Annotated in this window: 1 pseudogene; it reads right to left on the reverse strand. The window is 65.2% G+C overall.

Annotation, left to right across the window (positions count from 1 at the left end):
• A pseudogene (locus MOV74_RS40260) lies at positions 1 to 480 on the reverse strand (ATP-grasp domain-containing protein); the annotation flags it as partial.

A 480-nucleotide genomic window follows, 5' to 3' on the forward strand; every position in this document is an offset into this window, starting at 1 on the left:
CGGCGAAGGCGCCTCCTCGATGACCTTCTGGTTGCGGCGCTGGATCGAGCATTCGCGTTCGCCGAGATAGATCACGTTGCCGTGCTTGTCGCCCAGCACCTGAATCTCGATGTGGCGGGGATCGACGATGAACTTCTCGACGAAGACGCGGTCGTCGCCGAACGAGGCCTTGGCCTCGGCCTTGGCGAGGTTGAAACCTTCCGCGACCTCGGCCGTCGAATGCGCGATGCGCATGCCCTTGCCGCCGCCGCCGGCGGAAGCCTTGATCATCACGGGATAACCGATCTCGTCGGCGATCTTGACCGCGTGCCTGTCATCCTCGATGACGCCGAGATAGCCGGGCACGGTCGAGACCTTGGCCTTGGCGGCCGCCTTCTTCGACTCGATCTTGTCGCCCATGGCTGCAATCGCGCCCGGGTTCGGGCCGATGAAGACGATGCCGGCCGCTTCCAGCGCGCGCGGAAATGCCTCGCGCTCGGA

Source organism: Bradyrhizobium sp. SHOUNA76 (assembly GCF_023006445.1).
Classification (GTDB): domain Bacteria; phylum Pseudomonadota; class Alphaproteobacteria; order Rhizobiales; family Xanthobacteraceae; genus Bradyrhizobium.